The 26,888-nt window shown below is 64.1% G+C and carries 22 protein-coding genes; 5 read left to right on the top strand and 17 right to left on the bottom strand.

All coding sequences use genetic code 11. The features are described from left to right. Positions 1–211 precede the first annotated feature (211 nt). The 10 genes from ACIP02_RS25315 to ACIP02_RS25270 all read right to left on the bottom strand — a co-directional run bounded on the left by ACIP02_RS25315 (position 212) and on the right by ACIP02_RS25270 (position 11,513). Positions 212–1,570, bottom strand: coding sequence for a DUF1329 domain-containing protein (locus ACIP02_RS25315; protein WP_400622234.1), 1,359 nt, complete (start codon positions 1,568–1,570; stop codon positions 212–214). A gap of 109 nt (positions 1,571–1,679) precedes the next feature. After that, the gene (locus ACIP02_RS25310) at positions 1,680–3,365 is read right to left on the bottom strand and encodes a class I adenylate-forming enzyme family protein (protein WP_400622228.1); all 1,686 of its coding nucleotides are present in this window, start codon (positions 3,363–3,365) and stop codon (positions 1,680–1,682) included. 3 nt (positions 3,366–3,368) lie between these two features. Continuing rightward, complete coding sequence (locus ACIP02_RS25305; protein ID WP_400622226.1) at positions 3,369–4,523, bottom strand: acyl-CoA dehydrogenase family protein; 1,155 nt, start codon at positions 4,521–4,523, stop codon at positions 3,369–3,371. 12 nt (positions 4,524–4,535) lie between these two features. Beyond that, on the bottom strand, positions 4,536–5,723 hold the full coding sequence (locus ACIP02_RS25300) for an acyl-CoA dehydrogenase family protein (RefSeq protein WP_400622223.1): 1,188 nt from the start codon (positions 5,721–5,723) through the stop codon (positions 4,536–4,538). Positions 5,724–5,787: 64 nt separating this feature from the next. Continuing rightward, positions 5,788–6,957, bottom strand: coding sequence for an acyl-CoA dehydrogenase family protein (locus ACIP02_RS25295; RefSeq protein ID WP_400622220.1), 1,170 nt, complete (start codon positions 6,955–6,957; stop codon positions 5,788–5,790). Positions 6,958–6,967: 10 nt separating this feature from the next. Continuing rightward, positions 6,968–8,146, bottom strand: a complete 1,179-nt coding sequence (locus ACIP02_RS25290; RefSeq protein ID WP_400622218.1) for a lipid-transfer protein — start codon at positions 8,144–8,146, stop codon at positions 6,968–6,970. 19 nt (positions 8,147–8,165) lie between these two features. After that, on the bottom strand, positions 8,166–8,585 hold the full coding sequence (locus ACIP02_RS25285; protein ID WP_400622215.1) for a MaoC family dehydratase: 420 nt from the start codon (positions 8,583–8,585) through the stop codon (positions 8,166–8,168). Continuing rightward, positions 8,557–9,690, bottom strand: a complete 1,134-nt coding sequence (locus ACIP02_RS25280) for an acyl-CoA dehydrogenase family protein (protein ID WP_400622212.1) — start codon at positions 9,688–9,690, stop codon at positions 8,557–8,559. The genes ACIP02_RS25285 and ACIP02_RS25280 overlap by 29 nt, the downstream gene beginning before the upstream one ends. An 8-nt stretch (positions 9,691–9,698) precedes the next feature. Beyond that, the gene (locus ACIP02_RS25275; protein ID WP_400622209.1) at positions 9,699–10,670 is read right to left on the bottom strand and encodes a bifunctional MaoC family dehydratase N-terminal/OB-fold nucleic acid binding domain-containing protein; all 972 of its coding nucleotides are present in this window, start codon (positions 10,668–10,670) and stop codon (positions 9,699–9,701) included. 57 nt (positions 10,671–10,727) lie between these two features. Then, positions 10,728–11,513: an SDR family oxidoreductase gene (locus ACIP02_RS25270; RefSeq protein ID WP_400622206.1), complete on the bottom strand. Its 786-nt coding sequence runs from the start codon at positions 11,511–11,513 to the stop codon at positions 10,728–10,730. 149 nt (positions 11,514–11,662) lie between these two features. On the opposite strand from ACIP02_RS25270, the gene ACIP02_RS25265 reads away from it, so the two are divergent. Then, entirely contained in the window at positions 11,663–12,448 is a 786-nt protein-coding gene (locus ACIP02_RS25265; protein ID WP_400622203.1) for an enoyl-CoA hydratase, read from the top strand. 48 nt (positions 12,449–12,496) lie between these two features. On the opposite strand, the gene ACIP02_RS25260 is transcribed toward ACIP02_RS25265, so the two are convergent. From ACIP02_RS25260 to ACIP02_RS25230, 7 genes are all read right to left on the bottom strand, one after another. Further along, positions 12,497–14,041, bottom strand: coding sequence for a FadD3 family acyl-CoA ligase (locus ACIP02_RS25260; protein WP_400622231.1), 1,545 nt, complete (start codon positions 14,039–14,041; stop codon positions 12,497–12,499). Between the two features lie 90 nt (positions 14,042–14,131). Then, complete coding sequence (locus ACIP02_RS25255; protein ID WP_400622201.1) at positions 14,132–15,160, bottom strand: 2Fe-2S iron-sulfur cluster-binding protein; 1,029 nt, start codon at positions 15,158–15,160, stop codon at positions 14,132–14,134. Further along, positions 15,157–16,851: an FAD-binding protein gene (locus ACIP02_RS25250; protein ID WP_400622198.1), complete on the bottom strand. Its 1,695-nt coding sequence runs from the start codon at positions 16,849–16,851 to the stop codon at positions 15,157–15,159. Before ACIP02_RS25250 ends, ACIP02_RS25255 begins: the two co-directional genes overlap by 4 nt. A 9-nt stretch (positions 16,852–16,860) precedes the next feature. After that, a complete protein-coding gene (locus ACIP02_RS25245) occupies positions 16,861–18,570 on the bottom strand; it encodes an FAD-dependent oxidoreductase (protein ID WP_400622195.1) in 1,710 nt (569 codons plus the stop codon). 92 nt (positions 18,571–18,662) lie between these two features. Then, positions 18,663–19,850, bottom strand: coding sequence for an acyl-CoA dehydrogenase family protein (locus tag ACIP02_RS25240; RefSeq protein WP_400622192.1), 1,188 nt, complete (start codon positions 19,848–19,850; stop codon positions 18,663–18,665). 128 nt (positions 19,851–19,978) lie between these two features. After that, positions 19,979–21,550, bottom strand: coding sequence for an amidase (locus ACIP02_RS25235; protein WP_400622189.1), 1,572 nt, complete (start codon positions 21,548–21,550; stop codon positions 19,979–19,981). Positions 21,551–21,616: 66 nt separating this feature from the next. Beyond that, the gene (locus tag ACIP02_RS25230; RefSeq protein WP_400622186.1) at positions 21,617–23,053 is read right to left on the bottom strand and encodes a coniferyl aldehyde dehydrogenase; all 1,437 of its coding nucleotides are present in this window, start codon (positions 23,051–23,053) and stop codon (positions 21,617–21,619) included. 203 nt (positions 23,054–23,256) lie between these two features. On the opposite strand from ACIP02_RS25230, the gene ACIP02_RS25225 reads away from it, so the two are divergent. From ACIP02_RS25225 to ACIP02_RS25210, 4 genes are all read left to right on the top strand, one after another. Next, positions 23,257–24,237 (top strand): flavin reductase, encoded by a 981-nt coding sequence (locus tag ACIP02_RS25225; RefSeq protein ID WP_400622183.1) that lies wholly within the window; start codon positions 23,257–23,259, stop codon positions 24,235–24,237. A 64-nt stretch (positions 24,238–24,301) separates the two neighbouring features. After that, positions 24,302–25,075, top strand: a complete 774-nt coding sequence (locus ACIP02_RS25220; protein WP_400622180.1) for a glucose 1-dehydrogenase — start codon at positions 24,302–24,304, stop codon at positions 25,073–25,075. 45 nt (positions 25,076–25,120) lie between these two features. Beyond that, positions 25,121–25,912: a fumarylacetoacetate hydrolase family protein gene (locus ACIP02_RS25215; protein WP_400622177.1), complete on the top strand. Its 792-nt coding sequence runs from the start codon at positions 25,121–25,123 to the stop codon at positions 25,910–25,912. A gap of 36 nt (positions 25,913–25,948) precedes the next feature. Beyond that, the gene (locus tag ACIP02_RS25210) at positions 25,949–26,878 is read left to right on the top strand and encodes an acetaldehyde dehydrogenase (acetylating) (protein WP_400622173.1); all 930 of its coding nucleotides are present in this window, start codon (positions 25,949–25,951) and stop codon (positions 26,876–26,878) included. Positions 26,879–26,888: the final 10 nt, after the last annotated feature.

Here is a 26,888-nt window from a genome sequence, read left to right as displayed (position 1 = left end):
ACGCGATCATTGTAGGAGCGGCTTCAGCCGCGAACACCGGCGCAGCCGGTGCCATGCACCGCGTCGCCTGCTTCGCGGGTAAACCCGCTCCTACAAGGTCTGAGAATGCGCAACCGGCCAATAAAAAAGGGCGGCATAGCGGCCCAATGCCCCAGGTAGGCTGCCTTGCAGGCAACCGACCTGGTTTTCTACATACCGCTGATCGAGGCCGTTAACGCCCCATCGCCCGCGCGGCATCGGCGGTGTACATGTCCGGTGTGAACTTGGCTTCGTTGAGGATCGGCCCTTTCTTCGCTTCGTTGGTCATGCCGTAACCGGTGTACTGGCCAGAGTTCAGGTCCATGAAAAACTGCGAGCCAGCCTGCCAGGCACTCATGTCCGGGTGGTAGTAGTAGTTGATCATTGCATGCTTCCACAGGGCACCACGGCTGTCGTAGTTGTCTGCCAGCACCGAGTTCCAGGTGTCTTCGTCGATAAACAGCACACGCTTGCCATAGACATGGCGATAGCCTTCCTTCAACTTCGCCTCAAGCACCCACACCCGGCGCAGTTCATAGCGCATGTAGTCGGGGTTGGGGTGGTTCGGGGTCAATATGCTGGCGTATTTCACATCACCGGCATTGGGCTTGTAGGCATTGGCTGGCACATAGATTTCACGCTTGCCGATCAATGTCCAGTTGAAGCGCTCGGGCGAGCCGTTGTACAGGCGGTCCTCGTCCACGGTCATGGTGCCGTTGGTGCCAATCATCGGCTGGTCATAGCCGTAGCCGGGCAGCTGCCGCACGCGGCGGGTGGATGGGCTGTAGCTCCAGGCCTGACGCGGGTTGGCCAGGAAGTTGTAGGGCTCATGCGAAATGCTCACCACGCCATTGTCCCGCGCAGGCTTCAAGGTGGTGTTCCAGCTCATCGCCTGTACGCCATCTTCGGTCTTCGGCTCGACGGTCGGCGAGTTGGCCTGGGACATGTTGCGGGCGTGCGCACGCCCCCAGCCAATGCTGCCGTTGGGCAATACCGACGCCAGGTCGCTGACTTTTTCTTCGGTATAGGCACGGGCTGGCAACTGGTGATTCCACAAAAGCTCCAGGCCGTTCTTCGGGATCGGGAACGGTACCTGGCCAAGGCCCTCGATGCCCATGCCGTCATCAACCAGCCTGGCATGCAAGGCGTTGTGTTTTACCCGCTCGCAAACGTAGTCCGGGTAGCGAAAGTCGCGGTGCCCCGGGTAGATGTTCATTTTGTAGGTGGTGGGGTAGCGCTTGAACAATGCCTTTTGGCCTTCGGTCAGGTGGCTTTCATACTGGCTCATGTTCTGCGCCGTAATCACCAGTACCGGCTTTTCGTTGGCGTAAGGGTCAACCGGCTGATCACCGGAAAACTTCACGTGGTTCCAGCCCGGCACTTCACCCAGGTACTTGCCGGTGTAGGGTGGAATGGTGCCCTCGGCATTGCCGGCCTTTTCAGCACCGACGCAGGTCAGTTGATTACCGAGCTTGGCCGCTTCTTCTGGCGAGACTTGCGCAAGTGCGTTGCCTTGCAGGCCGATATTGACGGCCACTGCTGCTACGAACATCACGCCTGTTGTTGTTTTCATCGGTTGACTCCTTCGCAGACCAGGACTACTGGGGTACTCCATTGTTCCTGATCTGCCGGGGAGAACATCGTCCGGAAAGACTACGCGGTCAGGCGTCGACCAATAATTCCCTGAGCTGCGCCTTGATCAGCTTGCCCGACGCATTGCGCGGCAAAGGGGTGTGCAGCAGGTGCACCTCGGCCGGTACCTTGTAAGCCGCCAGCCGCTGCCCGATAAAGGCACAGACCTGCTCGCTGGACGGCGCCGGCACCTGCTCGCAGCGCAATACCAGCGCCAACCGTTCACCCAGGTCATCGTCGGCAATTGCAAAGGCAGCGGCTTCGACCACGCCAGGCATTTCGCAGATGCACGACTCGACCTCGCTGGCGGAGATCATCTCGCCGGCACGGTTGATAAGGTCCTTGGCCCGGTCGGTGATGTAGAGAAAACCCTCATCATCCAGGTGGCCAATATCCCCGGTATCCAGCCAGCCGTCCTGCACCGCCTCGGCGCTGGCCTGCGGCAACTGCCAGTAGGCATTCATCAGGGTCGGGGAGCGCAACCAGATCAGGCCACTGTGCCCGGCCGGCAGCGGCGAACCCGGGTCAGGGCCAATGCACACATCGACAATCGGCAGCGGCCAGCCGACCGAGTCGGGCTTGTAGGCGAACTGATCGCCACCCACGGCGGCGCAAATGCCGTTGCTCTCGGTCAGGCCATAACCACTGCCACCAATGGCCAGGGGTTTGAGCCGGGTGATATGGGCCAGCAACCGGCTGGAAGCGGCCGCCCCGCCAAGGCCCAGGCCATAGAGGGAGTCGCTGTCGCTGCTGGCGAAGCGCGGCGAGTTGAGCAACTGCTGCATCATGACCGGCGCACCGTTGAACTGGGTGCAGCGCTCGTCACGGATCAGGTCGAACGCCTTGTCCACGTCCCACTTGTACATCAGCAGCAAACGTCGGCCACTGCGTAGCGCCAACAGAAATTGTGCATGCAGGCCGCTGACATGGAACAACGGCACCGCCATCAGGTTGGTCGGCGGCAAGCCGCTGTCGATCACCGCCTTGATCCGCTCGGGCGAGCTCAGCGCGCAAAATGCCCCCTGGAATTCCAGCGCTGCCAGTGCCTGGCAAATGGCCCGGTGGCTGGACAACACACCCTTGGCGCGGCTGGTAGTGCCCGAGGTGTAAAGAATCAGCGCCGGGTCATCAGGCGCGATGCTGATGGGCGGCAGTGCCAGCAACGGCGCCTCTGCCAGCGCCTCGTAAGGTTGGCAATTGGACGGCAACGCCTGCCCGGCCGCGCCGACCACAATGGCAGGCAAGCGCTCGTCGATCAGGTCACCTTTAAGGAACTGCAGGCGCTGCAGGTCACACACTAGCACCCGCGCGCCGCTGTCCTGCAACCCGTGCAACAGCTCGTCACGCAGGCCCCAGCTATTTAGCGGTACGCACACCGCGCCGCAGCGTTGAATCGCCACGAACGCCACCAGCCAGGCAGGCTGGTTGCGCATGGCGATGGCCACCCGGTCGCCCTGGGCAACAGCAAACCGTTGCGAAAGTTGCCCCGCCAGGCGGTCGACCTGTTGGAAAAACCCATCGAACGTCAGGCGTTGCTGTTCCCACACCAGAAACTCACGCTCGCCATGCACCCGGCCGGCATCGATTGCCTCAAGCAGGTTGGCCGCGGCATGACGGAAATACCGCAGCCCACCCTCGGGCGCAGTTGCCACTTCGTACGGCGAGCCGGGGCCAATCAACTGCTGCCACGCGCTGCGCCACTGTTCCAGCTTCATCGTTCAGTTCTCCGAGGACTTGAGGGCGCCATAGCGTGCGCACTGAAAGTCACTGTCACCCAGGCATGCCTGGGCAACCCTTATGCGCTTGAGGTACAAGCCGACATCCAGCTCATCGGTGACGCCAATACCGCCATGCATCTGCACCGCTTCATTACTGACTAGCGCCGCGACTTCACCGGCCTTCCATTTGGCCAGGCCGACCAGGCGACCACGCTCGCCCGCACTCAAGTGCTGGTCCTCCAGTGCTGACAAGCCTGCCATCACCGCACTACGGGCCAATTGCAGCTCGACATGCAGGCGCGCTGCGCGGTGCTGCAGGGCCTGGAACGAGCCGATCGGGGCATCGAACTGGACACGGGTCTTGAGGTAGCCCAGGGTCATGGCAAACAAATGATCGGCAGCGCCCAGCAGCTCTGCGGCCAGGCATGCGCGGCCGCGATCGAGGCTTTCTTCCAGCGCCGACCAGGCCGCGCCGGCACTGCCCAGCAGGGCTGCGTCCGGCACCTGTACATCACGCAGGCGCAGCCAGGCACAATTGCGTGAATCGATCAGTGCCAGCGTGTTGATGTGCAGCCCCGGCGTATCGGCCGGCAGCAGAAACACGCTGATGCCCTGCTCATCGCCGGCCTGCCCGGCGGTACGCGCCGCAACCAGATAGGCATCGGCACCCAGGCCATCGATGACAAAGCACTTGTCGCCCTCAAGGCGGTAGCCACCTGCTACCTTGGTTGCCGCCAGTGCGGTCTGCGCCGGGTCGTGTCGCGGTTTTTCGTCCAGCGCCAGGGCCAACCGGCGCTCACCGCTGATCAACGCAGTCAGCCACTGGTCCTGCTGGGCGGGCGAACCCGCCAAGTGCAGCAACGAACCCGCGAGCACGACACTGGACAACAAGGGTGTCGCCGCAAGGTTGCCACCGATCGCCTCAAAGACCGGCCCAAGGCCCATGCAACCAAACGCCAGGCCACCCAGCGCCTCAGGGAACGGTATGCCACTCCAGCCCAGCCCCACGGCCTCTTGCCACAGCTGCGGGTCGTAACCCGGCTGTTGTGCCGTGTCGCGCAACTGCCGCTGCGCCGCCACTGGGCTGCGCGCGGCAAGAAACTCACGGGCGCTGTCGGCCAGCAGGCGTTGCTCTTCGCTATACACCAGACTCATGATCACACTCCCTCAAGCGCTTGGCAGGTTCAGGACCCGCTTGGCGATTACATTCAGCTGCACTTCCGACGAGCCACCCGAGATGGTCAAGGCATAGCTGTTCAGCCAGCCACGGGTAATCGCCAACTCCTGCTCAGCGAATGCCTCGCCTGCAGCACCCAGTGCGCGGTAGCCAAGGGCATCGAGCAAGATCTCGAACTTTTCGCGTTCCTGCTCGGTATGCACCAGTTTCATGATTGCCATCAGCGCGCTGGTGTCCATGCCAACCCGGGCTTCCTCGCCCAGGCGTTGCACGGTCAGGTTGTAGACCTGTTCGTTCATCGCGCAGGCCTGGGCACGTGCCCGCAGTGCCTGGTCGGCAGGGGCCTGGCTGTCGGGCAGGTACTGCTCAATCAGCGCCAGCAGATCAAAGTGCGTGGGCAGGCTGAACTCGCCGAACTTGGACATCGCCTTGCGTTCATGCTGCAACAGGCGCTTGCCCAGGTTCCAGCCACCGTTCAGCGGCCCGATCAATTGGCTGCGCGGCACCCGCACATTGTCGAAAAACACTTGGCAGAAGGCTGATTTGCCGCTGATAAGGTCGATCGGCGACACGCTCACCCCCGGGCTTTGCATGTCCAGCACGATCAGGCTGATACCTTCGTGCTTGGGCGCCTTGGGGTCAGTGCGTACCAGGGCGTACATCCAGTCGGACTTGTCGCCGTAGGAGGTCCAGATCTTGGTCCCGTTGATGACGAAGTCATCGCCATCGACAGTGGCCGAGGTTTTCAGGCTGGCCAGGTCCGAGCCGGCATTGGGCTCGGAGAAGCCCTGGCACCAGCGCACTTCACCGCGGCACATCGGTGGCAGCAACGCCAGCTTTTGCGCTTCGCTGCCAAACTCCAGCAATACCGGGCCAAGCATCCAGATGCCCAGGTTGATTTGCGCCGGGCGGCACTTGAGCTTGCGCAGCTCGCTTTCCAGCACGGCGTTGAACGCATCGCTCAGGCCACCGCCCCCATACTCCACAGGCCATTGCGGGCAGAACCAGCCTTTGTCACGCATACGCTCGAACCAGACCCGGGCGTCGGCACTGGGAAATTCCACCTGCCGGCCACCCCAGACGATCTCGCCTTCGGAAGTGGCCGTGCGCATTGACGGCGGGCAGTTGGCCTGCAGCCAGTCACGCGTCTCTTGCCTGAATTGCTCGATTGCGCTCATTCGTTCACCTGAAAGGGACGTTATTGTTATTGTCACGCGGGGCGCAGTGCCCCTGCTTCGTGCTTCAACGCGCTGCGCGTGGCATGCCCAGGCCAAACTGGGCAATCAGTTCTCGCTGGATCTCGTTGGTGCCCCCGCCGAAGGTGAGGTTGACCGAGGCCCGTACTTCGTACTCGAGTTCACCCAGCAGATACGCGGCGGCCGAGCCGGCGCGGGTCAAGCCGCTGGCGCCGACAATGGCCGACAATTTGCGCAAGATCTCGATGGCCGATTCCGAGCCGTAGACCTTGGTCGTCGACGCCAGGGCCACATCAACCCGGTCGTGCTCAAGGTCGGCAGCGATACGGAAGTTGATCAGGCGCATGGCTTCGAGCCTTGCGTAACACTCTGCCAGATCGCGGCGCACCCAGGCATGGTCAGTGGCACGATGGCCCTGTTCGTCGGCACAACGTGCCCATAGATAGACGCGGCTGAACAGGCTGACCACTTTGTCTGACCAGGCACCCAGGCCAAGGCGCTCATGGTTGAGCTGTGCAGTGATCAGCTTCCAGCCACCGTGCAGCTCACCCACCAGCATGTCCCGCGGGACCCGTACGTTATCGTAATACGTGGCCGCCGTGGGGTTTCCGGAGGTCGGGATGAGCGTGCTGGAAAAACCTTCGGCCTGGGTATCGAGAATCAGGATTGAAATACCCTTGTGGCGTGGCCGTTCGGGGTCGGTGCGCGCCGCCAGCCAGATGTAGTCCGCCGAATCGGCACCCGAGGTCCATAACTTGCTGCCATTCACCACAAACCCGTCGGCCTCTTCCCGGGCGCTGGTTTTCAGCACCGCCAGGTCGCTGCCTGCGCTGGCTTCGGAATAGCCAATGGCAAAGTTGATTTCGCCTGCAGCGATGCCCGGCAAAAACTTTTCCTTCTGCAGCGCCGAACCATGTGCCATCAACGCCGGGCCCACCGTGCTGATGGTCACGAAGGGCAGCGGTGCCCCGGCAATGTTGGCCTCTTCAAAGAAGATCAATTGTTCGGTGGCCGCATAGCCCTGCCCGCCATAGGCTTTCGGCCAGCCAACCGCCAGCCAGCCGTCACGGCCGATCTGGGCGATGGTGCGGCGAAACAGCTCGCCGCCTTCGGTACCGCGCATCTGCTGGCGCAGTTCGGGGGTCATGAGGTTCTGGAAATAGTCCCGAACCTTCAGGCGCAGGGCACGCTGCTCGGGGGTGAGGTCGACGAACATGGGGCGCTCCTTATACCGTGCCGAGAATCAGGCCGCTGGTCGGCACGCCGGTTCCGGCGGTAACCAGCACGTTTTCAACGTCCGCCACCTGGTTCACTGCCGTGCCGCGAACCTGGCGCACGGCTTCGGCAATGCCGTTCATGCCGTGGATGTATGCCTCCCCCAGCTGCCCGCCGTGGGTATTGATCGGCAGCTTGCCACCCCGGGCATGGTGCCCGGCACGGATGAAGTCCTTGGCCTCGCCACGCCTGGCGAAGCCGAACTCCTCCAGCTGTGGCAATACGAACGGGGTGAAATGGTCGTAGATGATCGCCGTCTGGAAGGCCTCCGGGCCTAACCCCGACTGCTGATACAGCTCTTTGGCCACCACGCCCATTTCCGGCAGGCCGGTAATGTCGTCGCGGTAATACGAAGTCATCACTTGCTGGCCGGCACTGATACCTTGCGCCCCGGCCTTGATCAGCACCGGCTTCTGCTTCAGGTCTTTGGCACGCTCCACCGAGGTGATGACCATGGCCACCGCCCCGTCGGACTCCTGGCAGCAATCAAGCAGGTGCAAAGGCTCGCAGATCCAGCGCGAAGCCTGGTGCTCTTCGAGGGTGATCGGCTTGCCGTGGAAAAACGCCTGCGGGTTGGTGGCGGCAAAGTCGCGCACCGCCACGGCTACCCGGCCAAAGTCTTCGGACGTGGCGCCATAGGTGTGCATGTAGCGCTGGGCAAACATGCCGACCCAGGCCGCGGGGGTATGAAAGCCATGGGGCATGTACCAACCGTAATTGACGTTTTCAAAGGTGGGGGTCGAGGCAAAGCCGTAGCTGCCGGTACCAAAGCGGTACCAGGAACGCTCGTTCATGGCCCGGTACACGACTACCACCTTGGCCACGCCAGTCGCCACGGCCATGGCCGCGTGCATCACCGGCCCGCAGGCAGCCCCACCACCGTGCGGCACCTGGGAGAAGAACTTGACGTCCTTGCAGCCCAGCAAGCGGGCGATCTCGTACTCGGGCACCTTGTCCACCGAGTAGGAGCTGAACCCTTCCACCTCACTGGGGTCGATGCCAGCGTCCTTGAGTGCTGCCAAGGTGGCTTCCATGGCCAGGCGCAGCTCGGTACGCCCGGAGTTCTTGGAAAACTCGGTCGCGCCCAAGCCGGCAATGGCGGCGCGCCCGGATAGCGTCGAATGCGTCATTTGTGTTGTCTCCGGCAAATTAAGGCAGTACCAGCGAGACCGTGCCGGTCACGTGATTACCCATGGCGTTCTGGCCCTTGAGGGTCACTTCCACACTGCGTGTGGCCGCATCCTGGTGTGTCACTGCGCCACTGAAGGTCATGCTGTCACCGGGGTAGTTCGGTGCGCCCAGCTTGATTTTCAGGGCCTTGAACTGCACCTGCGGGCCGCTCCACTGCTCCACAAAGCGTTGCACCAGGCCATTGGTGGTGAGGATGTTCATGAAAATATGCGGTGAACCCAGTGCCTGGGCCGCTTCCAGGTCGTGATGCCCCGGGAAATAGTCACGGGTGGCTATCGCCCCGCCGGCAATCAGGCCGACCGTGATTGGAATCGTCAGCTCCGGCAGTTGCTCGCCGAGGCCTACGTCTTCAAAGCGCTTGGTGTTCTTCAAGGTCATATTTCCATCCCAAGGTGTCGTTATCGTTCAGCCAGTCGCCAAGACGTTCCAGGATCACCGACGACCCGCCCAGCGCACTGGCCAGGCCGCGGCTCCAATACAGGAACCGGTGGATCGGGTACGTCAGGTCGACACCAATGCCGCCGTGCACATGCTGTGCGGCATGGCCAATACGGTGCCCGGCCTCGCACGCCAGGTAGGCGGTGGCCAAGGCTTCGCTGGGCGCTGCCAGGCCTGCGTCAAGGCGGTAGCACAGCTGCCACAGGGCACTGCGCAATACCTCCAACTGCACGTGGCTGTCGGCCATGCTCATCTGCACCGCCTGGAAGCTGCCAATCGGGCGGTCGAACTGTTGGCGCTCACCGATGTAGGCCACCGTGCGGTGCACCTGCTCGGCACTGACCCCCAACTGCAACGCTGCCAATGCAGCGATCGCACGAGGCGCCAGCCAGCCCAGCGCGGCTTCTGGCAGTACGTGGCTATTGCTCAGCAAGGCGCCATCCAGGTGCAGCTCGGCGAACGCCTCGCCGTGGGTCATGGTGCCCGGCACACGGCTGATACCCCCCTGCGCCAGGTCCAACAGCACCAGCCGTGGCTGCCCCTGGACCAACGCCAGTACCAACGCCGCTGCCGACTGCTCGGCCAGCGCCAACGCCGCAACCCGCCCGCGTAAACGCCAGTCGGCGCCTTCGGCCGATGCCTGCAGCTCGATGCCGCGTACGCTGGTCAAGCCGTCGAGTGTCACAGTCAGCAGCCCGGTGCCGGCGGCGGCTTGCTCCACCCATGGCTGCAAGGCCGTGCCACCGAACTGCGCCAGCGTGGCGGCTGCCAACTGGTGGCGCCACAGCGGCACCTGGGCCAGGGCGCCGCCCTGTGCATCCAGTACCTGGATCAGTTCGGTCATGCCCAGGCCGCTGCCCCCGGCCGCTTCCGGAATGGCCAGTGCGTGCAGGCCGGTCTCGATGCAGCTGGCCCACAGCGCCTGCATGTAGGGCTGGCCGGACAGGTCCCAGTCGCGCAGGCATTCGTCGGTGCAATAGTCACTCATCAGGCTGCCGGCCATTTCGGCAATGGCGCGCTGGTCTTCATTGAGTTCGAAATCCATGCTGCCCCCTACTCTGCCAATGGCCGGAACAACGGCAACGCGAGGTTGTCGTCGAAGGTCTGGAACTCGACCTGGACGCGCTGGCCGATCTGCAACTGTTCGCGCGTAACACCGACCAGCCCGGCAATCAGGCGCACGCCCTCATCCAGTTCGATCAGGCCAATCGGGTTGGGGTGGTCGAACGGCGCTACCTGCGGGTAATGCATGACCACAAAGGAATACAGCCGGCCTTTGCCGCTGGCCTGCAGGGTGTCCCAGTCAAAGCTGTGGCAAGCGGTACACACTGGTGCGGGTGGGTGACGCAAGGTGGCGCATTGCGTGCAGCGCTGAATCAGCAACTGGCCTTGCTCGCAGCCCTCCCAGAAATAGCGCGTGTCGTCGCTGACCCCGGGCGCTGGCCGCTTGGCCTGCACCGGCTCGGATACGACCTGGGCTTGGACCGCGTGCACGTTGGCGGCACGGAACTTGAACACGCGGAACAACAACTCACCGACTTTTTCGTCGCCGCTGGCGTGTTGCGCGAAGTACTCCATGATCAGGGTGACGAAAAAGCCGGTGCCCAGCCCGGTGGTTTTCTCATCACCGACCGATTCGAGCCGCGTGGTGTAGTACAGCTTTTCGCCCAGGCGCAGGTTGCGTTCGAAGGTAAGCTCCGAGTTCACCGCCACCACCGAGGGGTAGCCGTAGCTTTCGATCAGGCCCAGCACTTCATACGGGTTGTCTGTGGTCGAGCCTGGGGCATAGTTGTTGATATGAAAGCCTTCCATGCACCAGATCTGCAGCATGGGCGGCGGGGCGACAATGCCGTCATTGCAACTGCCGGCAGCGGCCACCGGGTCGGTGTACAGCGGGTTGTCCAGGCCGATGACTTCGCACCAATGGCGAATCATCGGCGCGTTGACCTCATCCCAGGCATTCACGCGCCCGTACTGGCGCCCGATCAGGGCGCGCACTTTGGATAGCAATTGTGGATCAGCCACGTTCGTCTCCTGCGTGTTCAAAGCGGCGCCCGCGACTGCAACGCCGAGGTGGGTCTATCAGTGCGGCGCGACCTGCGCCGCGCCGAGGTAAGCCGGGCGTTCACCGCCGCCATGCAACAACAGGTTGCAACCACTGGCGTAGCCGGCCAGCGGTGATGCGATGTACAGGCAGGCGTTGCCAATGTCTTCGGGCACGGCCAGGCGGCCGGCCGGAATGCCAGCGCCGACTGCGGCGATACCGGCCTCGTCGCCGTAATGCAGGTGGGCAAGTTCGGTGCGAACCAGCCCTGGGCTGACCGCCACAACCCGCACCTTGGGCGCCCATTCGGCAGCCAGCGATTGCACCAGGGCGAGTACCCCGGCCTTGGCTGCACCGTAAGCGGCGGTGCCTGGCGAGGCCCGCAGCCCGCTGATGCTGCCGATGAACACGATGCAGCCACCGCCGGCTTGCGCCTGCATCAGCAGGTTGGCCTGCTGGGCCACGTTCAACGGGGCAATCAGGTTCAGGCGGATGACCCCTTCGTGGAAGCGTGGCGAAGCGCTGGCCGCGTCAGCCGTAGGGCTGCCACCGGCGTTGTTGATGAGCACGTCGAGGCGGCCGTAGTCCTGGCGCAAGGTGTCGAACAGCCCTTGCAGCGCACCTTGGTCACGGACATCGGCCGCAATGAACGCTGCCTGCGCATCCCCCACCCGGGGCAATTGCTCGGGCGCCGTGCGCCCGCATACGACCACCCTGGCACCCGCCGCCAGAAAGCTGCGGGCAATACCTGCACCAATACCCTTGGTACCGCCCGTGACCAGCACCACCTTGCCGTTGTAATCCAGCCCCGCGTGACCGCTCATGGCGTGCCCCTCATGCTTGTGTTGAGGGTCACTCTAGGGGCAATGCGCGCAAGCCTCGTCGTCTGAACGGACGATGAAAACCGGGGTAGTGACCGCAACAATCCGCGCAACGGCGCCCACCCGGAGGCGCCCCATGCCTGAGGTTGACCATGTCTGACTCACTGACCGCCCCGGTGCTGCTGGAATTTCCGGCGCCGGGTGTAGCCCTGGTGCGGCTCAACCGCCCACACGCGACCAACGCCCTTAGCCTGGAGCTGCAAGCCTTGCTGTCGCAGCATTTTGCCGAGCTGGCCAGCAACCCGGAGGTACGCTGCATTCTGCTGACCGGAGGCGACAAAGTGTTTGCTGCCGGTGGCGATATCAATAGCCTGGCCGGGGTAGGCCCGATCGACATCTACCAGCGCCACACCGAGCGGGTCTGGGCGCCGATCCAGCATTGCCCGAAACCGGTGATTGCAGCCGTGTGCGGCTATGCCTACGGCGGTGGCTGCGAGCTAGCGATGCTGGCCGACATCATCGTCGCCGGGCGCAGTGCACGGTTCTGCCAACCGGAAATTCGCATTGGCATCATGCCGGGCATTGGTGGCACCCAACGCCTGGTGAGGGCGGTGGGCAAGGCGAAGGCCATGCGCATGGCGCTGACCGGGCAACCAATCAGCGCCGAGGAAGCCTGGCTGGCCGGGCTGGTCAGCGAGGTGGTGGACGATGACCAGGTGCTGGCTCAGGCGCTGCAACTCGCGCAGGTGATCGCGGCAATGCCGCCGCTGGCGGCCGAACAGATCAAGGAAGTGATCCTGGCCGGCATGGATGCGCCGCTCGAGGCGGGGTTGGCGCTGGAGCGCAAGGCCAATGCACTGCTGTTTGCGTCACGGGATCAGAAAGAAGGCATGCAGGCCTTCATCGAAAAGCGCCCTGCATGCTTTGAAGGCCACTGAAGCGGGCGCCTGCACTGGCAGGGGCGGTGCAAAGCCGCCCCTGCCTGCTCATGCATGTACAGCGTCACGCAACTCGCCCTTGACCACCTTGTTCGAAGCATTGACTGGTAACGCCTGAAAAAACCGCACATGCCGCGGTACCTTGTAGTTGGCCATGCGCTCCCGTGCCCAGGCGATCAGGGCTGACGCGTCCAGTTGCTGGCCTTGGCGCAGTACCACGCAGGCACACCCCACCTCCCCCATGCGCTCGTCCGCTACCCCGATGACCGCCACCTGGGCAATGGCCGGGTGCTGAATCAACCCGGCTTCGATTTCTGCCGGGTAGCAGTTGAAGCCACCGACAATGAACATGTCCTTGAGCCGGTCGGTAATTTGCAGGTTCCCGGCCGCATCTAGGTTGCCGATGTCGCCGGTGTGCAACCAGCCATCGGCATCTATCGCCTGTGCGGTGGCTTCCGGGTCATTGAAATAGCCCCGCATCACATGAAAGCCGCGCAGGCAGATCTCCCCGGACTCACCGGTCGCCACTGGCTGATTAAGCGCCGAACGGATGCTCACCTCGGTGTCGTCAATCGCCCGGCCGCTGGTACCGGCAACCACGTCAGCAGGGTCATCAGGGTTGCACATGGTCGCCAGCCCGCCGCATTCGGTCAGGCCGTAGGCAGTGGTCACCACGCGGATACCCAGTTCAACGCGCATGCGCTCGATCAGCACGGGCGGTATGGTCGAAGAGCCGGTCACGGCAATGCGCAGGCTCGACAGGTCGGTCTCGGCCAGGCGCGGGTGCGCGAGCATCGACAAATACAAGGTTGGCGGCCCCGGCAGCACACTGATGCGTTCGGCGGCAATGCGCTGGAATACCACCTCGGCGTCGAACACGGCATGCGGCAAAATAGTCGCCCCGGCCAGCAGGCAGGTCAACCAACCCGCCTTGTAGCCAAACGCATGGAAAAACGGGTTGATGATCAGGTAGCGATCACCGGGCAGCAGGCCGATGGCCTTCACATATTCGTTGAAGGCCCGCAGGGTTTGCCCGTGGGCGCTCATCACGCCCTTGGGCTTGCCGGTGGTACCTGACGTGAACAGCAGGTCGGACAAGTCACGCGGCCCTACCCCCGCAGCGCGCTGCCTGGCCTGTGTTTCGCTAACAGCGGCGCCGTTGCCGATAAACGTGAGCCAGTCGAGGTCGGCCGCTGCGGGCGCGGGCGCTGCACCGAACACCACCACCTGCTCCAGGCTGGCCGGGCGCCACGGTTGCAGCATCGCCGGGTAGTCCACGCCGAGGAACTGCCCCTGCATCAATAACACCCGGGCTTCGCTGCGCTGCAGGATATCGGCCGCCTCGGCGCCCTTCATACGGGTGTTGATCGGTACCAGTACCGCGCCAGCACAATGCACGCCGAGCGCAGCAATGACCCAGTCGCGGCAGTTGGGTGCCCAGATGGCCACGCGGTCGCCCGCCTGCACGCCGGCTGCCATGAGGCTACGGCACACCCCCAGGGCCAGGTCAGGCAGGTCACGGTAGTCGATGGCAACGCCTTCTTGCTCGATTGCCACCCGGCCGGCGTGGCGCTCGGCACTGGCAAACAGCATGGCCGGAATCGACAGGGGCAATGGGTTCCAGGCATTGACGGTGCCCGGCAGTGCGGTACTTGAGGTCATGGTGCAAACTCGCCAGTCAGGTTATTCGGGGAAAATCACACGAAGGTGTTCGCTGCGGGCCAGTGACTGGCACGCCAGCGCCCAGCCCTGCTCGATTTCATGGGCATCCAGGGCATCGTTACGCAGCATCTGCACAACACCGCTTTCAACCGTGCACATGCACGTGGCACAGGCACCGACCAGGCACGAGCTTGGCGGTTTCAGGCCGGCACGGCGCATGGCATCGAGCAGGGTCTCGCCTTCGGCGCAGGGCACTTCGAACTCCTCGCCATCCAGGCGCACCGAAAGCTGGCTGCAAGGCCGCGAGGTATCCAGCACCTGCGGCGCACTGACCGTTCCTTCTTCGGGCAAGGAGACAAAGCGCTCGACATGCACCTTGGCGCCCGGCATTCCCAGGTTGTGCAATGCCTTGACCGCAGCATCCATAAATGGCCCAGGGCCACAGATGAACGCTTCGGCGTGTGCGAACGGGCGCGCAAGCTCGGCCAACTGGTCAATTGACGGGGTGCCCTGCACCGAGTCGAGCCAATGAATCACCTGCAGGCGCTGCGGGTGCGCACTGGCCAGGGCTTTGAGCTGGTCGCGGAAAATCACCGAGCCCTCGTCGCGGTTGGCATAAACCAACAGCACCCGCCCGTGCCCGGCCAACAGCGCCGAACGCAGAATCGACAGCACCGGGGTTACCCCACTGCCGGCGCCAAACAGCAGCAGGTCGGTGTCCAGCTGCCGCGGCACGAACACGCCGGCCGGCACCAGTACCTGCAGGTTGTCACCCGGTTGCACGTCGTCACACAGCCAGTTGGACGCGCGGCCATCGCGCACCCGCTTGATGGTGACACGCAGGGGTTCATCTACCAGTGGCGTACTGGAGAGTGAATAGCAGCGCGGCAACCAGCCGTCGCCACACGGCACCCGCAACGTCAGGAACTGCCCCGGCTGATAGGCGAACCGGGCCTTCAGCGCGTCCGGCAGGTCGAACTCCAGCGACCGGCTGTCAGCGGTTTCTTCAATCACGCGGGTTACGCGTACTGTCTGGTAGTCCAGGCTCATGTCGGTTGCTCGCAGGTTTCGATTACCACAGGCGTCAGGGCTGCAGCTACCGCCTGCCCTGCGCGCCTGCCGGAAAACACACAATCGGCCAGCGACAAGCCGCTGACGTACAGGTGCGACGGAATGCCGATGGCCGTGCGGCCCGCTGCATAAAGCCCGGCAATGGCCAGCCCCTGCGCATCCAGCACGGCACCGTTGCTTTCATCGACCTTCAGCCCGCCGAGGGTCAAGGCGCCCATTGGGAACAGCGGGTTGCCGACCGAAATGTCACACGCGTAGAACGGCCCCTTGGCGAGCACCTGGCGGCTCTCGGCAGACTTGCCGAAGGGGTCTGCGGCATCGCCGCGCGCTGCGGCGTTGTAGGCCCCCAGGGCACTGCGCAGCTCATCACTGCGCATCCCGGTGGCGTAAGCCAGCTGTTCGATGCTCTGGCCCTTGCGCACGCGCCACAGCATCAGGGCCAAGGCTGGCAAACGCTGGAACCACCAGTACCCCGCAAACAGTGCCTGCCTGATCGCTTGCTGGCGCAAGCGGGCGTCCAGCACCAGCCATGCCTTGCCGCCTTGTTCTTCGCACAGGGGCTCGCCCAGCGTGGCGCCATAGACTTCCTCGTTTACAAAGCGCCGCCCCAGCGCGTTGACCACGATGCCCTTGGGCCAACATAACGGCGGGTTGATGAAACGCCACGCCGAAACCCGTGCCAGGCGGTCGGCCACGCCACCGGCCGCCAGGCCCAGGCGCAAGCCACTGCCATCGCAGCCCGTGGCGCCGACCTTGAAGTTACGCCGATATTTCGGGGCATGCTGGGCGATCAGCTCGCGATTGAAGATAAACCCGCCCGTGCTCAGCACCACGCCGCCCCGTGCCCGAACCAGCCGCGGCCGTGCATGATCGCGCTCCAGTTGGCGCAGGCGTTTGCGCAGTGTCTCGCTGTATCGCGGCGCAAGGTTTTGCAGGCGTTCGGCACGTGCCGCCCAGGTTGCATGCAACTGCGCCTGCTTGCTGCCGGCGGGCAGGCACCACAACTCGGCGCCAAGTACCCGCCCACGGCTGTCGACCACCAGGCGGCGGGCCGCAGCCTGGAGCTGGGCCCGCACACCGTTGCGCAGGCACGCCGACTTCAGGTGTGCGAACAGCACCGCACCGCATTGCCCCTTGCCCACGGTACGGTGGCCGCGCGGTGCAGGCGCCAGCGCACCCCGGTGGGAAGGCACCATCTCGTTGCCCGAGTAATACAAAAAGCAGCCATCGGGGGGATAACTGGTCTTGCCACCGGGCGGCATGCTGTGGGCATAGGGCACCCCATGGTTCTCCAGCCACGCCAGGTTGCCAGCGCTGTCCTGGCAAAAACGCTGCAAGGTGGCATCAGCCACAACGCCTTGGGTCTCGTGCCTGAGGTAGGCAAACATCGCTTCGGGCGTGTCCTCGAAACCGGCTGCCCGCTGCTGGCGCGTGCCGCCGCCGGCATAGACCACGCCACCGCTCTTGGCGCTGGCGCCTCCGCCCTGAAAGCGGTCGGCAACCAGCACATCGGCGCCTTGGGCACGCGCTTCGAGGGCTGCGCAGGCACCTGCCGCGCCCCAGCCAATCACCAGTACGTCACACTGATCGTCCCAATGCAACGCGCCAGAGTGGGCGACCTGCAGCACCGGTTGAATATCGGTGCACGTTGATTTTTCAGCAGCAGACATGGCAGCTCCTTACGCGTTTGCGGCAATGTGCCGGGCCGCGATGTAGCCAAAGGTCATGGCCGGGCCGAGGGTGCCGCCGGCACCGGGGTAGCTGGTACCCATCACCGAGGCCGAGCAATTGCCAATGGCATACAACCCCGGGATCGCGACGCCATCCTGGCTAAGCACCTGCGCATGTTCGTTGGTCAGCAAGCCACCCTTGGTGCCAATGTCTCCGGCGTCCAGGCGCATGGCATAGAACGGGCCTTTGCTCAGCGGCGCCAGGCAAGGGTTGGGCTTGACGTTGCTGTCGCCGTAGTAGCGGTCAAACACGTTGCCGCCCCGACCAAAGTCCAGGTCGACGCCGCGCTGGGCGAACCCGTTCATGCGCTCTGCCGTCTGCGCCAGGCCGGCTGCATCGACACCGATCTGCCCTGCCAGCGCTGCCAGGCTATCGGCCTTGAAGTACAGGGTGCCAAGCCATTCCTTGCGCAGGCGGCTGTCGGGCATCACTTGTGCCGGCATCAGCGGGCCCATGGCATAGTTGAAACGAAAATGCCCATCGAAGATCACCCAGGCCGGGATGCTCTTGCCACCGCTGCGGTGATGGTCGCGGTACATCGCGTCGACAAACTCAAGGTACGGCGCCGCTTCGTTGACAAAGCGCCGCCCCAGGCTGTTGACCACGATTGCCCCCGGGAAGGCGCGCTCGGCAAACACCCCGCGCGGCTTTTCTTCACCGGGTACAGCGATGGTTGGCGCCCACCAGGCCCAATCCATCAGGGCGGTGGCCGCCCCCAGCGCCAGGCCGGCCTGCAGCGCTGCGCCGGTGTTGTTGCCGGGGGGTGTGGCACTCCAGGCGCGCAGGGTCGGTTGCGGCAGGTATTGCTCACGCAGTGCCTGGTTCTGCTCGAAACCACCGGAGCCGAACACCACCGCACGCCGAGCCTGCAGCTCCAGTACCTGGCCCGCACGGCGCACCTGCATACCGCTGACCCTGCCGTTTTCGGTGCGCAAAATTTCAAAGTCGGTGTTCAGCCACAGCGGGATGTTGCGGTCCATCAGCGACCGGCGCAACGCAGCGACCAGTGCGCTGCCCAGCGCGGCACGACGGTCGCGTCGGCCTTTGCGGCGCCATTTGAAGTCGAGCTTGTAGCGCAACAGCAGGCCGACGATCAGCAAGCGCCAGCCCAGCGAGCGCGACATGACCTTGTGGGCATGCCGTGCAGTCCAGGCCACCCGCCCCATGAGCAGGGTCGAGGGTGAGGGTTTGCGCAGGTTGTCCAGTTCGTCACCGAGCACGCTGGTGTCGAACAGCTGCGGGTCGAGGGTACGCCCACCCGCCAGTGCACCGGGCAGTTCGGGGTAGTAATCCGGGTATTTCTCGGCCACGGTGTAGCGCACATGGCTGTTGTGCTCCAGCGCCTGGATCATGTGCGGGGCATGCTCAAGGTAGGCTCGCAGGCGTTTCTCATCGCCATGCTCAGCCGTGGCCGCCTTGAGGTATTGCAGCGCCAGCTCAAAACTGTCGCGGCCACCCTTGGCCGCGAAGTAGTGGTTGTTGGGGATCCAGATACCACCACCGGAAATTGCCGATGTACCCCCGAACTTGTCACTTTTTTCAATAACCAGTACCGACAGGCCCTGGTCGGCCGCAAACAGCGCCGAGGTCATCGCACCGGCGCCGGAGCCAACGACGATCACGTCGTAGCAGGAAACAGGCTGAGCGTTAGCTGTCATTGTCGTTAAGCCTTGGCAGTGATCGGAAAGGCCCCGGCGCGACGGCCAGGGTTGGCAAACCCGGGCGCGCAACCTGGCGGCCCGGGCACGGCTCACACGTAGGGGTCGGGGTTGGGCAAGCCCATCTGCACAGCCCCCAGGCTGCGGCTGAAGGCCATGTAGTTGTTGGCGATGTGCCCCCGCGCCTGATGCAGGTCGCGGAACAGCCGGGCCACCGGGTTGGTGTTGTACAACCCCGAGGCGGCCATGCAGCGCAGCAGCTCGTTGACCTTTTCGGCACAGATGTTGGTGACGTAGGAAGACTGGTAGCGGTACAGCAGGCGGGTTTCGACGTCCGGGTACTCACCGGCCTCGGCCAGCGCCATCAGGTGCGCGTAGTTGCGCTCCAGCACCAGGCGCAGGCTGTCGACGGTGATGGTGGCTTCGGCCACCGTGGTTTGCGCTACCGGGTCGTCTGCCGTTTTCATGCCGTGCTTGCCAATGTGCGCGGCAGCGTTGGCACGAAACTCGTTGATCGCCCCCTGCAGGGCACCAATGGCCGAGGACGACACGGCACGGGTGAACACCTGGGCAAACGGAATGGCGTAGATCGGGTTGGTGTTGACCAGGCGCCCCGGCGTGGCTTCTACCGTGCAGTTGTTGGTGCGCTGCACCCGGTGCGCCGGCACAAAGGCATCTTCGACGATGATGTCGTGGCTACCGGTACCGCGCAGGCCCAGCACATCCCAGTTATGCTCGATGCGGTAATCGCTGCGCGGGATCAGGAACGTACCATGCTCGGCCGGCTGCTCTGCGCTGGCCGGCAACACGCCGCCCAGGAAGCACCACTGGCAGTGTTCGCTGCCACTGGAAAAGCCCCAGCGCCCGCTGATGCGGTAGCCGCCTTCGACAGGCACCACCTTGGCCACAGGCATGTAGGTGGACGAGATCAGGGTGGTGGCATCCTGGCCCCAGACATCGCGCTGAGCCTCGACCGGGTAGCGCGCCAGCTGCCAGGGGTGCACCCCGATGACGCCGTAGATCCAGGCCGTGGACATGCAGCCCTCGGCCAGGGTCATCTGGATTTCGAAAAAGGTCCGCGGGTCCACTTCATAGCCGCCGAACGCCTTGGGCTGGAGCGCCCGCAACAAACCGGCCTGCTGCAGCTCGAAAATGGTCTCGTCAGGCACCCGGAACTCGCGATCTGCCCGCGCCGTGCGGCTTTTAAGCGCGGGCACCATGCGCCGGGCGCGCTCCAGCAATTCGACTTCCTCGGGCGTCTTTACTCGCATGCTGTCCATCCGTTCGTTCTCCCAATCTGGTTGCGCGAATGCGCGGGCCGTGATGGATGATCGAATGCAATGGAAGTCTGTTCATCGTCAAAGCGGACTAGGATGCAGCAATCCGGCGCCTTCCCTGGCGCCTTGTGTTACACCGGGGCGCGCCGTGCAAGCCACGGGCGATCTTGCTCCAGTTGCGCAGCCAGGCGTAGCAACAGGTCTTCGCCACCCAGCCGGGCAGTGAACATCATGCCCACCGGCAAGCCTGAGTCGCTCATGCCCAGCGGCAAGGAAATAGCCGGCTGGCCACTGACGTTGGCAAGCACTGTGAAACCGGCACTGCCCATGGCTTTTTGCGCATAGCTCTCGTACGGCTGGTTCAGCGACAGCTCTCCCAACGCCGGGGTCAGGCTGGAGGTGACGGGGGAAAGCAGAACATCAAAACGCTCGAACTGCTGCTCCATCGCCATGCTGATGTCTTCAAACGATTGCCGGGCGCGCACCACGCCTTCACCCGTTACTTTGCCTGCACGTTCCAGCACGCCAAAGGTGATCAGCTCCAGGTCTTGCGGCCCCAGGCTACGGCCGAGCGCTTTTTCCCGGTCATTGACCATGGCGAGCACGGCATTGCCCATTGCCGCCCCGTGCGAGCCGAACAGCTGTCGAGGGTCGATGGGCAAGCGCAGCTCTTCAATCTCATGGCCCAGGCCCAGCAGTTGCTTGATGGTCTGTTCCAGCACCTTGGCAATTGCAGGGTCCAGCGCAGCCCCGGTCATCGAGTCGCGCACCAGGCCGACGCGCAGGCGGCCGGGGTCGCGGCCGAGCTCATCCACGTAAGGCCGCTGCAGTGGCTGGGCCCAATAGGGGCTGCCGCGCTCGTGCCCCTGCCCTGCATCCAGGAACAACGCCGTGTCGCGCACACTGCGTGACACCACGTTGGCAACACTGGCACCGAACGAGGCTTCCAGGCGCAACGGGCCGCTGGGGGTGCGGTAACGCGTCGGTTTCAGGCCGACCACCCCGCAATAGGAGGCCGGAATACGGATCGAGCCCCCGCCGTCGGTGGCATGGGCGACCGGCACGATGCCGGCGGCCACGGCCACGCTGGAGCCACCCGAAGACCCGCCGGCACTCATCGCCAGGTTCCATGGGTTGCGCGTTTGCCCCCAGAGCAGCGACTCGGTGGTGGTGGTAAGGCCGAACTCAGGGCTGGTGGTCTTGCCGAACGGCACTGCACCCGCCGCTTCATATCGGCTGATCAGGGTACTGGTCACCGCTGCGGGTGGCGCGTCCTTGAACAACCGGCTGCCATTGCTGGTGGAGGTACCCTGCAAAAAGGTGTTGAGGTCTTTGAGCAGAATCGGCACGCCGGCCAACGGGCCCTGGTTCAAGGTCCCGGTTTTGCGCCTGGCGGCCAGCAGCGCCCGCGCATAATCATCGTGGCGCATGTTCACGGCATTGAGCTTCGGGTTGACCTGCTCGCAACGGGCAATGGCCGCCGCCAGCAAGTCTTCGCTGCTGAACTGCCCCGCCTGCAGGCCCTTTACCATCGCCCAGGCATCCAGGGCCTGGTAGTCGCTGGCAGACAGGCCCGCCGCACGGGCATCGGCAAAACGCCCCAGCAGGCCCACCCCCAACGCCACGGCGCCAGCCTTGAGAACCTGGCGGCGCGGCCAACCGTCCACAGCGCCGTCGGCGCCGGATAATGCGTTGTTTTCCATGTGCTGAATTCCACTTTCTTGTTGAGTTGTGATGCCGACCGACACGCGTGTAAGCCGGCGCGCGGTTCAATCCGCGGTGATCTGCGCCACCATCGCGGCCAGGAACTGCTCGCTGTACGGTGGCAACAAGCCCCATTCGCGGCGCGGGTCATGCTCAGGCGCCTTGAGCACCGTGCGCGTGTGGCTGAATTCGAGAAAACCCTCACGGCCATGGTAATGGCCCATGCCCGAGCCACCAACGCCGCCGAACGGCGCGTCATGCAAGGCGGCATGCATCATCACATCGTTGAGGGTGACGCCACCCGACAGGCTGTGCGCCAGCACATGGCGCTGCTCTTCGGGGTCGGTGCCAAAGTAGTACAGGGCCAGCGGCCGTGGCCTGGCGTTGACCTGGGCCAGCACCTGGTCAACTTCGTCGTACGGCAACAGCACCATGGCCGGGCCGAAGATTTCCTCGTGCATGATACGGCTGTCGCCGGGCGGGTCGATCACCAGTTGCAGCGGGCGCTTGCGGTTCTGCGCATCGACCGGCTGCTCGTTGGGCAGGTTCACCACCCGGGCACCGGCCCCTTTGGCTTGTTCGACCAGGCTTTGCACGCGGGCCAGGTGCCGGGCATTGACCACCGCCACTACGTCCGGGTTGTCGCGCACCTCTGGGATCAGCTCGCGGTAAGTACGCGCGAAGGTGTCGACGAACGCATCCAGCGATTCACGCGGGACATAGACCAGGTCAGGGTTGATGCACACCTGGCCACTGTTGGTGGTCTTGGACACGGCGATGCGGTATGCCGCCGTCGCAATGTCGGCACTGCGCCCCACGATCACCGGCGACTTGCCACCCAGCTCCAGTGTAACCGGCACGAGGTTTTCGGCGGCATGGCGCATCACCGACTTGCCCACCTCGGTGCCGCCGGTGAACACCAGGTGATCGAACGGCTGCGCCGTAAAGGCTTTGCCCAGGTCTTCGCCGCCGGTGGCCACTGCCACTTCGAGCGGGTCGAAGTGTTCGCCAATCAGTTGTGCAATCAGCGAGGCCGTACGCGGCACCACCTCGGAGGGTTTCAGGATCGCCCGGTTGCCTGCCGCCAGGGCCGAGGCCAGTGGGCTGAGCAAGGTGTAGACGGGGGCATTCCAGGTGCCCAGGATACCCACCGAGCCTTTGGGCTGATACATCACCCAGGCTTCGGCGCCCAACTGATCGTAAGGCGAGAACACCGGGCGCGGCTCATCCTGCATCCACCCTTCGAGGTGGTCGCGCGCGTGCTTGAGCGAACCCAGTGAGCCCAGCACATCGTTCATCAGGGAAAACCCCGCCGGGCGGCCGCCAAAGTCGGCATCCATCGCCTCGGCCAACGCCATGTGGTGCTCGACCAGCAGGTCGATCACACGCTGGATGCGCGCTCGACGCACCTGGGCGCTGACCGCCCCTGCTGCGTTGAACGCCTTCTTCTGCTCTGACAACAGGGCCGTAAGCCCTTCGACGGATGAACCTGCACAACTCATTGGTGCCTCCTCAACTGTTCAAAGGCCAGCATTGATACGGCCGTTCAGGGTCAACGCCCTGACTGCACGCTAGCGCCACAGCCACGCCGGGCGCCTCGTCCAAGTGGACGATTGAAGCAAAATCGTTAGTCCGTTGAGACGATGTGAGGCCTTGCCACGCTGGCGATACTGCAGGCACGCACAACCACTCCATGAGGCCCATCATGGCATCGCACGCCTGCTTCGACCCCCAAGCGTTCCGCGCCGCGCTCGGCACCTTTACCACAGGGGTGACCATCATCACCACTCAGGCTGAAGACGGTACGCCAATCGGCATCACTGCCAATAGTTTCAACTCGGTCTCGCTCAACCCGCCGCTGGTGCTGTGGAGCCTGGCCAAGAGCGCCAGAAGCCTGCCCGTGTTCAGCGGTGGCCGGCACTGGAACGTGCATGTGCTGTCCACCGAACAAGAGTCGCTGTCCGGGCGCTTTGCACGCCAGGGCGAGGACAAGTTTGCCGAGATCGAGCTTGATACCGGCATCAGTGCTGCACCGCTGCTGCAGGACTGCACTGCGCGCTTTCAGTGCCGCACCGCCTTCCAGTACGAAGGCGGCGACCATGTGATCTTTGTGGGTGAAGTGCTTGCATTCGACCACAGTGACCGCGCACCGCTGGCCTTCCAGAGTGGCCAGTACGCCCTGGCCATGCGCAAGCCGCGCAGTGAGTTACGCCTGGCAACCACCCCGCCACCGCCCGATTGCAGTTACACCGAAGACCTGCTGGGCTACCTGCTGGGTCGCTCGCATTACCAGATGCTGTACGCCTTGCGCCAACTGCTGAAGAACCAGCAGCTGGATGAGCATGCCTTCTTCATCCTTTCCACCCTGTGCATTCGCGACAACCTGAGCCTGGACGAGATCAACGCCTTCGTCGGTTACACCGGGCATGTGGTCAGCGCAGCGAGCATGCGCTTTCTCGAACGGCAAAACCTGGTTGCCCGGGAGTTTGCCGATAACCAGGTGCGCTATGTGTTGACTGCCGATGGCCGAGCAGCCTCGCTACAGGAAGTGGCGTTGGCAAAAGCGGTCGAGCAGGACATTGCCGCGCGCCTGGGCGCCGGTGATGCCCAGGCGCTGAAAGTGTTGCTCAAGCGCCTGATCGCCACCTCAGACCCGGGTTTGCCGGACCTGTGGGCGCCCCGTTGAGCCCTGTGCGCCAACACCGCCCGCCACCGAAGGCCCCTGCCCCTTTCACCACCCAAGGACAGCCATGAGCATTCTGCAACGTTTCAACCTTGCTGGCAGTGTCGCCATTGTCACGGGGAGCGGCCGCGGCATTGGCCGCGCCATCGCCCTGGCCTACGCCGATGCCGGCGCCGACGTGGTCTGCAGCGCCCGCTCGCTGGCAGATGTCGAAGCCGTCGCTGAAGAAGTGCGTCGCCGTGGCTGCCGTGCGCTGGCGCTGAGCTGCGACGTTACCGACAGCCAGCAGCGCATGGCCCTGGTCAGCACCGCCCAGGAGCAACTGGGGCGTATCACCCACCTGGTCAACAACGCCGGCGGCGGCGGCCCGAACGACCCATTGGCGATGAGCCCGGACGCCTTCGAACAGGTGCTCAGCTTCAATGTCAGTGCCGCCTACGCCCTGGCGCAGTTGTGCGTACCGCTGATGCGCGATGCCGGAGGCGGCAACATCGTCAACATTACCTCGGTGGCCGCACGTTATGCGCAACGCCATTTCAGTGCCTATGGCACGGCCAAGGCAGCACTGACGCAGCTGACACGGCTGCTGGCACAGGACTTCGCCCCGCAGATACGGGTCAATGCCGTGGCGCCCGGGCCCATTCTGACCGACGCCCTGGCCGGTGTGATGCCCGCAGCCATGCGCAGTGCCATGGAGGCCAACACCCCGCTCAAATGCCTGGGGCAACCCGAGGACATCGCCGCCGCAGCCTTGTACCTGGCAAGCCCCGCATCGGCCTGGGTCACCGGCAAGATCATCGATGTCGATGGTGGTGCCGACTCCAGTGTCTGGCCGGGCTGAGCCTTGGTCGCCGTCTTGATCCCCTTGCCATAGAGCGAGCTCTTCATGGATACCCACCTGATCCAAGCCTTGGGCGACGAGCTGTTCCACGCCCTGCAAACACGCCAGAGCGTGGCACCGCTAACCCAGCGCCACCCCGCACTCAGCCTCGATGAGGCGTACCGTATTTCCTTGCGCTTTCTGGCCCGGCGTGAAGCGCTGGGCGAGCAGGTGATCGGCAAGAAAATCGGCGTTACCAGCCGCGCCGTGCAGGAAATGCTCGATGTCCATCAGCCCGACTTCGGTTTTCTCACTGACCGCATGCAGGTCGCCGCTGACAGCGACGTCAGCTTTGCCGAGCACCGCCTGCTGCAGCCACGCGCCGAAGGCGAGATTGCCTTTGTCCTGGGCGAAGACCTGCAAGGCGGCGAGGTCAGCGCGGACGACGTACTGGCGGCCAGCGCATGGGTGCTGCCGTGCTTCGAAATTGTCGACTCGCGCATCGACAACTGGCAGATACGCATTCAGGACACCGTCGCCGATAACGCCTCCTGCGGGGTGTTCGCCTTGGGCACTCAAAGGGTCGACCCGCGGACGCTTGACCTGGCCCAGGTCGAACTGCAGCTGTTCAAGAACGGCCACCACGCGGGCAGTGGCCTGGGCGCTGCGGTGCAGGGCCACCCTTGTGCTGCCGTGGCGTGGCTGGCCAACACCCTGGGCAAGCTGGGCATCCCTTTTCGCAAAGGCGAAATCATCCTCTCCGGCGCGCTGGCCCCACTGGTGCCGGTGGCCCCGGGCGACTTCGTCAGCCTGTCACTGAGCGGCATGGGCAGCCTGCACCTGAACTTCGTGCCCTGAACCGCTGGCCCACCCTTTCTGATCGAGAGCACCGCCATGAGTAAAAAGATCAAATGCGCCCTGATCGGGCCAGGCAACATTGGTACCGACCTGTTGTACAAGCTCAAACGCAGCGAAGTGCTGGAACCGGTATGGATGGTGGGTATCGATGCCACTTCCGAGGGCCTGGCACGGGCCGCCGAGCTGGGCCTGAAAACCACCAGCGACGGCGTCGACGGCTTGCTGCCGCACGTGCTTGAAGACGGCGTGCAAATCGCCTTCGACGCAACCTCTGCCTATGTGCATGCCGAAAACAGCCGCAAGCTCAATGCCCTGGGCGTGCTGATGATCGACCTCACCCCAGCCGCCATCGGGCCTTACTGTGTGCCGCCGGTCAACCTCAAGCACAACCTTGGCCTGGGTGCGATGAACGTGAACATGGTCACCTGTGGCGGCCAGGCGACCATTCCCCTGGTGGCGGCCGTTTCCAGCGTGCAGCCGGTGGCCTATGCCGAGATCATCGCCACCGCAGCGTCAAAGTCGGTAGGGCCAGGCACCCGCAAGAACATCGACGAGTTCACCCGCACGACCGCTGCCGCCGTAGAACAGGTAGGCGGGGCGAAAAAAGGAAAGGCGATCATTATCGTCAACCCCGCCGAGCCGCCACTGATCATGCGTGACACCGTACACTGCCTGACCGAAAGCGAACCCGACCAGCCCGCCATCCGTGCGGCCATCGACCACATGATCGAACAGGTACAGCGCTATGTACCGGGGTACAAGCTGGTCAACGGCCCGGTATTCGACGGCAATCGGGTATCGATCTTCATGGAGGTCGAAGGCCTGGGCGACTACCTGCCCAAGTACGCAGGCAACCTGGACATCATGACCGCCGCAGCCGCACGCACGGCCGAAATGTTCGCCGAAGCGTTGCTCAACGGTGAACTCCAGCTCACCACCCCTGCCCCACAACCCGCCACCGTCTGAGGAGCACGCC

The organism is Pseudomonas sp. NPDC089408 (genome assembly GCF_044749445.1).
Classification (GTDB): domain Bacteria; phylum Pseudomonadota; class Gammaproteobacteria; order Pseudomonadales; family Pseudomonadaceae; genus Aquipseudomonas.
This window is presented reverse-complemented; position numbering and strand designations above follow the sequence as displayed.